At 55.7% G+C, this 6,848-nt stretch carries 9 protein-coding genes; 6 read left to right on the top strand and 3 right to left on the bottom strand.

The features are described 5' to 3' along the window. The 6 genes from Q3981_RS09930 to Q3981_RS09905 all read left to right on the top strand — a co-directional run. Positions 1 to 1,555, top strand: a 1,555-nt coding sequence (locus Q3981_RS09930) for a GH25 family lysozyme (RefSeq protein ID WP_303125819.1), incomplete at its 5' end; no start/stop codon positions are given. Between the two features lies 1 nt (position 1,556). After that, the gene (locus Q3981_RS09925) at positions 1,557 to 1,937 is read left to right on the top strand and encodes a hypothetical protein (protein WP_303125816.1); all 381 of its coding nucleotides are present in this window, start codon (positions 1,557 to 1,559) and stop codon (positions 1,935 to 1,937) included. Further along, complete coding sequence (locus Q3981_RS09920; RefSeq protein WP_303125813.1) at positions 1,934 to 3,184, top strand: DUF4185 domain-containing protein; 1,251 nt, start codon at positions 1,934 to 1,936, stop codon at positions 3,182 to 3,184. Before Q3981_RS09925 ends, Q3981_RS09920 begins: the two co-directional genes overlap by 4 nt. After that, a complete protein-coding gene (locus tag Q3981_RS09915) occupies positions 3,181 to 3,594 on the top strand; it encodes a hypothetical protein (RefSeq protein ID WP_303125811.1) in 414 nt (137 codons plus the stop codon). The genes Q3981_RS09920 and Q3981_RS09915 overlap by 4 nt, the downstream gene beginning before the upstream one ends. Further along, entirely contained in the window at positions 3,572 to 4,018 is a 447-nt protein-coding gene (locus Q3981_RS09910) for a hypothetical protein (protein ID WP_303125809.1), read from the top strand. Before Q3981_RS09915 ends, Q3981_RS09910 begins: the two co-directional genes overlap by 23 nt. A gap of 494 nt (positions 4,019 to 4,512) precedes the next feature. Continuing rightward, entirely contained in the window at positions 4,513 to 4,746 is a 234-nt protein-coding gene (locus tag Q3981_RS09905) for a PLDc N-terminal domain-containing protein (protein ID WP_368410109.1), read from the top strand. A 194-nt stretch (positions 4,747 to 4,940) separates the two neighbouring features. Here Q3981_RS09905 and Q3981_RS09900 read toward each other — a convergent pair whose 3' ends face one another. From Q3981_RS09900 to Q3981_RS09890, 3 genes are all read right to left on the bottom strand, one after another. Next, positions 4,941 to 5,126, bottom strand: a complete 186-nt coding sequence (locus Q3981_RS09900) for a hypothetical protein (protein ID WP_303125807.1) — start codon at positions 5,124 to 5,126, stop codon at positions 4,941 to 4,943. 157 nt (positions 5,127 to 5,283) lie between these two features. Beyond that, complete coding sequence (locus Q3981_RS09895) at positions 5,284 to 6,051, bottom strand: Ltp family lipoprotein (protein WP_303125805.1); 768 nt, start codon at positions 6,049 to 6,051, stop codon at positions 5,284 to 5,286. Positions 6,052 to 6,076: 25 nt separating this feature from the next. After that, positions 6,077 to 6,613, bottom strand: a complete 537-nt coding sequence (locus Q3981_RS09890; protein WP_303125803.1) for a hypothetical protein — start codon at positions 6,611 to 6,613, stop codon at positions 6,077 to 6,079. Positions 6,614 to 6,848 lie beyond the last annotated feature (235 nt).

Genomic DNA, 6,848 nt, shown 5'->3' with positions numbered 1-6,848 from the left:
TGGGGTCTTTTTTGTTGCCATTTTTAAGGAGAAAGCGGTGACTATATACGGAATCGATGTATCTAGTTGGCAGGACGGCTTGTCGCTAAAACGGGCCAAGGCTGAAGGTATCCAGTTCGCGATCATACGATTATGCGACGGAACCTACGCTGACCCGGTATTTAAATCACACCTACAGGACGCAGAGTCAGCCGGACTGCTGGTCTCGACGTACTGGTATTTGCGGGCCCCGTCTGAGGGGACGACGATTGCCCAGCAGGTCGATGTGATCGACCAGCAACTCGGTGGGCGTAAAGACCTCGGGGTCTGGATTGACGTTGAGTCGGTGCGCGGCTCCCAGAAGCTACTGTCTGGGGCTGACGTGTGGGCAGCGAAACGTGAGCTAGAAAAGCGCGGCTACCACGTACCAGGCATTTATAGTGGAGCTTGGTTCTGGGAAAACATGCCCGGTGGTGAGCCGTCCATGAGTGGTCTTGGTTACCTGTGGGTATCGAACTATGGGGCGAATAATAGGGGTACGCCGGATCAGATTTACCCTGGCGACACAAGTTCCCGTTGGCTGTATCCGCTGGGGGATCGTAAGCCTGACCTGTTGCAGTTTGGGTCGAATGGGCAGGTGGCGGGGTTCACGAGTGTTGATGTGAACGCGTGGCGCGGCACCCTCGATGAGTTGCGGGCGGTGTTCAACGGCACGGCCACTGAGCCCGCGAAGAAAGTAGAGCCGTCCTCGGTGCCCGTGCCCAGTGAGGTTGTGCTGGACTATCCGCGCGACCAGGTCAAGCAGGATACGAACTATTGGTGTGGCCCGGCCTCAACGCAAACAGTAATCCGGTCGCGCACGGGCCAGCTTATTGCTGAGCGCACACTGGCCGGGGAAATGGGCACCACCGTCAACGGAACCAACCATATCGGCCTGGTCCGCGACGTACTCAACAAACGGTTGCCGGGGGCGAACTATGCGGTCGCATGGCTGCCCAACGACCCACCCAGTAGTGAGCAGGCAGAGGCCGTCTGGAACAACATAACAGGTTCTATCCGCGCCGGGTTCGGGGTGGTGGCCAACATTGTTGCCCCGCCGAATAACTACCCGCGCGGCGTGAACGGCTCCGTGTCTCCACGGTATGCGGGTGGCACCGTCTACCACTACATCGCGGTGATGGGGTTCGGCGGCAGCGGTAATGACCGCCGGTATTGGGTGGCGGATAGTGGGTTTACACCGTACGGCTATTGGATTAGCCACGCCCAGCTAGTCAGCCTGATTCCCCCGAAGGGCTACACATTTTCAACCAACGCGCCGAATGAGTCGGTGCCTGATTCTCATAGTGAGGTTTCTGTGGATAATGCACGATTGGCGCTCGACCAGCTTGTCGGGCCGGAACGTAATGATGATGGCACTCCGAAGTTTACGGGGTGGGCGCAGTTGGGTGGCCGCACGGTGGTGGACTACCTGGTAGCGCAAACAGGGGAGCTGGCCGCGTTGCGTCAGAGCATGAACCAACTACTCGAGTCGAACGCTGAGCTGACACGCCAGCTGAAGAATCTAGGGGGTAAGTAAATTGAGTGACGCTGGTTTCGTTCAGGACGTTGTTAACGATTATGTCGCGACGCAACCGTGGTGGGAACGCCGTAAGAACACGATTATTGCGGTGGCCGGCCTGGTGTTGCAGGTCGCGCAGGTTGTCGCGGTGTATGCGGCCGGTGGCCCACAGTGGGCGTCGGTAGCCCTGGCCGGGGTTATTGGTGTGTGCGAAGCCCTCATGCACGCCACAGCGAAGGGGGCTGTTACCCCGTCGATGGGGCCAAGGTTGGGGGATGTGGCCGCGCAGGTCACGGCACCCGTCGATCATGAGCCTGTGTTCACCTCCACAGCTCTGCCCCTGGAGGGTGAGGAGCCAACGGTCGCGGACTACTACAGCGGGAAGGAGACGGCACAGTGAGTCGCTATATTCACACCTCAGCCGGTAATGGTGGCCTGTTCGGTGGCCACCCCACAGACCGGTGGCATGTGCGCGGCACCGACCTAGGATTCCTGTTTGAGGGCGGTAAGCAGTTCGACCATGAGGGGCGCTCGTCGCTGTGGGTGGGTGGCCTGTTTGGGGATACGGTTAATACGCTGTTGCCGACCTCGGGGGTGGAGTGGCGCTCCCCGGTGATGGGTCGCACGTCGAATACGGATTTCCTGGACAAGGGTGTTCAGTGGGATAACTTTGCTGGCGGTGAGGTTGCTAAGCAGATTTTCCCCTATAACCACGTGGGTAATACGGGCCGGTTTAATTCTGGTAATGCGGACGCTTTCACGGTGATCCCGAATGACGCTATCCAGCTGCCTAACGGCTATTACATGGCGATGGGCTTTAGGGTGCGCGACTGGGACCACGATTTACAGCAGACCATGTGCCATACGATCTCGAACTGCTGGTTCTGGTCGGATGAGCCCCACGCCGAGAACTGGCAGCTGGCACGCCACGCGAACAACCTAAACCGGGTCTACGAGTGGGCCAATAGTGGCCGTGACGCCCTGTTCCAGAACGCCACATTCCTCATGGTTCCAGGGGATGAGAACGTGTATGTCTTCGGCACCCGCGAGGGTAGGCACGTGAAGAGTGAGATTTTCTTGCGCCGGTGCCATTGGACCCGCCTCACGGACGATAGTGCGTGGGAGTTCTGGGGCTTTGTGAACGGCCGGTGGCAGTGGGGCCGTGACGTGGCACCGACCCCGATCATCCAGTCGCACACACCGAATAGTGCGATTGGTGAGATTAACGCCCAGTACATAGGTGGCAAGGTCGTGTTGACCTACGTTGACGGCATTATGGGCTCGGTCGCCGTGGTGGCGGACCGTCCGGATAGTGTGTGGTCTGACCCGACTATCCTGGTCACTGTTCCACAGTCGCCCATGCAGTATGCGCCGTCGGTCCACCCGTGGAACACCGGCCTTGAGGATGCTTATTTCCATTTGTCGTCGTGGCTGCAAATGCCGAACCCGCTGGCCCCGGACCGCAAGGAGCACCTGAACTATTGTGTGCAGGGTTGGCGCGGTTCCCTGGTGTCAGAGAACATTTTTAAACCCCGAACCTTGGCGAGCCGGTTCCTCGGCATGAACACCGGCAACCTGAGTAGGGACGCGGCAGATAAGGCCCGCGAAAAGATCGCTGCCGCTACCCGTGAGGCGAACACACCATGACTAAAGCACTAAGGGCCGTGATCGTCTGCCTGTTGTTCACCCTGACCTTGCGCGGCTTGGACTATGTGACTGGTAGTGCTGGGGGTGAGCGGGAAGCAGCGTTGCCCCCGTTGATTTGGGGCACTACGTGTCTAGTCACTGCTGCTGTGGTGGCGGTGGGCCTGGTGTGGCACATTACGAAGGCTATTATCGCCGGGGCTTTGATGGCCGCGGCCACCTACACAATGTTTGCGCTCTACCAGATACCCTTGATTTTTGACTCCCACCCGATAGACGATTGGCGCGGGTTTGGGGATTATGTGGCGCTGGCTGGTTTGTGGGCGGTGGTGTGTGTGACGCTCGCGCTCAGGTTTCACGTGGCGCAGATGCGGAGAGGGGGCGACAGCGGTGACGTGGCAGGTATTGAGTGAGTGGGCGAAAGAACCAGTTAGCCAGTTCGTTGTGGGGTTCCTGTTCTTGGTGTTTGGGACCCCGGCGATTTTGTCGGAGAAAGCGGCGGAGAAGTTCGGGGCATTCGGTGTGCTGGCTAGGTGGTGGCGCGAACGCAAGAAACGCGCCGAGCAAGAGGCAGAGGATATTCACTCACGAGTGATCGCTGATCTGCGGCAGGAAATCGCGAGGGTGGATAAGGCCCGGCAGAGTGACGCGACCGAGTTCCGCTCTGAGCTTGACCGCGTATCAAAGTCGGAGCGTGAGCAGCACGAGTACATCGTGTGGATTACGGAGATTTTCCGGAATTTGGAGGTGTGGGCAGTCGATCATGGTTTGCAGTTGCCACCGCCGCCGTTCATGACGTTCACAGAGTGGAAGAGGAAAGACCGGCCGGAAGGCTAGTTGTGTAGGGGTCTGGTTGTGTGCCAGGCCCCTATTTTTTTATGTCCGAATTGGTGTTCTAGTGGCGTGGGCTGTTCGAGTTTGGTTGGCGGGGTTTGTGGCTCTATTTTGGCTCTACGAGTTTGTTAAATTTTGGTAGATTTTGGTAGATTACGGGGGTAATTAGCGGGGCTGAACACCGCTTTGAGCTGGCATTTCCCCTGGTTAGAGCGGGGGTGGAAAAAATGCGGAAGCGGGTTCGAATCCCACTGGGGGCACTCTTTTTTATGCTCTGACCAGGGGGAAGGTCAGTAGGTGTGTCTCGGGTTCCTTTAAATCCGAAGAATGCCTCAATCTAGTTAAGTACAAGAACTAGACGTATAATCCTCGTTCCACTTTCGTCGCTCCGTAACCTCGGATAGTCTGGGACTTGACCGTTTAGGTTAGCTATGGTCGAGTGATTTGGCTGTCTTAGGAAAAGGGGCTTAATTATTTTCGGATTTTATTTAGCCGCCGTGGCCGCCGCTAATAACGACTGGGGATCAGCGGTGCTGTTAATCGGGGTGGTAGCGCTCATTGCGATCCCGCTCGTGATTTTTATTGGTGCCCTGGTTTCAATCGTGTCATCGAGCCGCTATACCGTTTTCGGAAAAATAATCTGGATTGTTGTTACATTCTGCTTCCCCATCCTGGGACCGATTGTGTGGTTCATATGGGGGCGGAACGTGGAATCGATCGTGAAGAATTAGTGCCTCTTTGCGAGCGATATTCCGCCCGTTTCTTCTATGTTTGTCCCGGATAGAGCACATGGCCTGGGATCGGAGCTCGGTTATTTGTTTCGGGTTCCCCAACAGAGGCTCAGGCTCAACACCATTAAATCGATTTATTTCCGGCGAATGTGGAGTAGGCCCACTGTATTGCGCCATTTCGAGGTGTGCAGGTTTTACATCTGGCAATCCAGGTAAGCCTGAGTGATTCGGTTCTGAATTGTTCGGTCGATCTTGTGGTATGCCCGGAATGTCCGAGTCATGTTTCTCTGGTGTGCTTCCCGTTCCGCTTGTTTGATCCGTGGAGTTTGGTCCATGCTGATCTGAGACATGCTCGTCAGGATCTGTCGGATCGTAGTCATGATTCCGCCCGCCCCTTAATTTAATGAACTGTTGCTTATTCTATTGTGTTTGCCCGGGACTGAGACTCCGCCGGGCTTTATTAGTGCCCCATTCACGGCGTGCGGATGTAGCTTACACTGTGGTCCTCACCAGCATGTTTGTCGGAAAACTCTCAAACTAGTGAAGGTGATCGATCGCGTATTGTGCTTGGTCAGGAGTGAACTTTTCCCCGTAATCGCTGGTCAGTTGGTCGTAGATCGCGTCACGAGACATATTCATCGTTTTCTCGTAGTTTTTCGCGGATTTCAGCGCTTGTTCATTCCAATCGACGTCTACGTGATCGACCGCATATTGCGCAGCGTCAGGCGAGAATTTTTCTCCGTAATCACTGGTCAACTGCTCGTAGAGTTTGTCCTTAGAAAAACCCGCCATTGTGGTGTAGACCTTGGCTTTAGCTAGCGCCTTCTTCTGTTCAGCAGAGGAGGATGATTTATCACTGTCTGTCGTCGGAGCCGAGACCTTTGTGGAAGTTTCTTGTGGGGCAGGATTTGGAGCAACTGCGTCGGCAGTATCATTTGCAACCTCCTGGGTTGGAGGCTCCGTGGAAGCGCTTTTCCCTGCGGCAGCTGTATTGCTATCTTTCGCATTTGTGTCACTGCCGGATCCACCAATTGCCATAGCGGCGATTAGCGCGATGGCAGCCAAAGGTGCAACGACCTTCCAGTTTCTTGGTGTGTGCTCCCCAGTCTGTTGATCCTGAATACGGCGAGCGGCGACGTAGGAGAGAAGTGCAGCGATGATAGCGAAGAATAAAAATCCGCCGATCCTGCTGGATGCGTTGCCACCAGTAAACAAGCTGATAATCGCGAATAATGCCATTAACCACCAGGCAACAACGATAGCTTTGTCTTTACTGGTCTTTGTGTTTGTGGGGACGATCTTCATGAGATGCTCTCTCTTTCGTAATGGATTACTGGTAGGGGTCGGTGTCTCGGCAGTACTGTTCATCGTGGGATGAGATACAGTCCATCCACCAGCTTTGGATCTCTCCAGAGCTTGGCCCAACCTGCGGTGGTTGGGTGGTTACGGGCCGCTGGTTTGCCATTTGGGTGGCACAGTACTGCGTCCACCCTGAGGTCCCGTCGGTGAAAAATGTGGTTCCGGTTTCGTGTAGTTGGGGATTACCGCAGCTGCTAATTGTCTTGTTGAGTAGGTGCGGGTGATCTACCCCTGGTGCCCCGGTGTAGCCAATGACGCCTTCAGACTGAGTCTGAGTTTGTGTGACAGCGGGTTGCTCTGCTGGTTCAGCCGACGGATTAGCGGCAGTAGTTTCGGTTTGCGTTGGTTGGGATGGTGCGCTGCTGGCCGACGAAGATGCCGTGCTGGTTAATGCCGCTGTCGTTACGGATGATGCTCTTGTGCCGTTTCCGCCGTTGTCGGTACAAGCCGAAAGCGATAGCGCTGTGAGTAGCAAGGCGAGGGCGATGCCTTGACGTTGTTTGTGCATGATTAGGTGTTCCTTTTTGCGTTGTCCACACCTGAATTAGGTTGATAAATTCACCTAGTTCTTCAGCTATATGCCAGGGGTTGGGGGCAGTGGATCAGCCTGGCAACTCTATATTCGCCTGGGAAAGTCACGGCGTTAGCTGGGAAAATGTCAGCTTTACGTCTTTTCCGTCGTATCAGCGCTTCACTTGTGCTGTTCTAGATGTAAATGCGCAGGCTAGCTCGTGTTCGAGGCG

The sequence above is a fragment of the Corynebacterium sp. genome, assembly GCF_030530965.1.
Taxonomy (GTDB): domain Bacteria; phylum Actinomycetota; class Actinomycetes; order Mycobacteriales; family Mycobacteriaceae; genus Corynebacterium.
Note: the sequence above shows the minus strand (reverse complement) of the source record. Positions and strands in the feature narration are given on the sequence as shown.

Bases quoted from the DNA above. Each gene is read 5' to 3' on its own strand.
- Q3981_RS09915 (WP_303125811.1), top strand. From the start codon at position 3,181: ATGACTAAAGCACTAAGGGCCGTGATCGTCTGCCTGTTGTTCACCCTG.
- Q3981_RS09900 (WP_303125807.1), bottom strand. From the start codon at position 5,126: ATGACTACGATCCGACAGATCCTGACGAGCATGTCTCAGATCAGCATG.
- Q3981_RS09895 (WP_303125805.1), bottom strand. From the start codon at position 6,051: ATGAAGATCGTCCCCACAAACACAAAGACCAGTAAAGACAAAGCTATC.
- Q3981_RS09890 (WP_303125803.1), bottom strand. From the start codon at position 6,613: ATGCACAAACAACGTCAAGGCATCGCCCTCGCCTTGCTACTCACAGCG.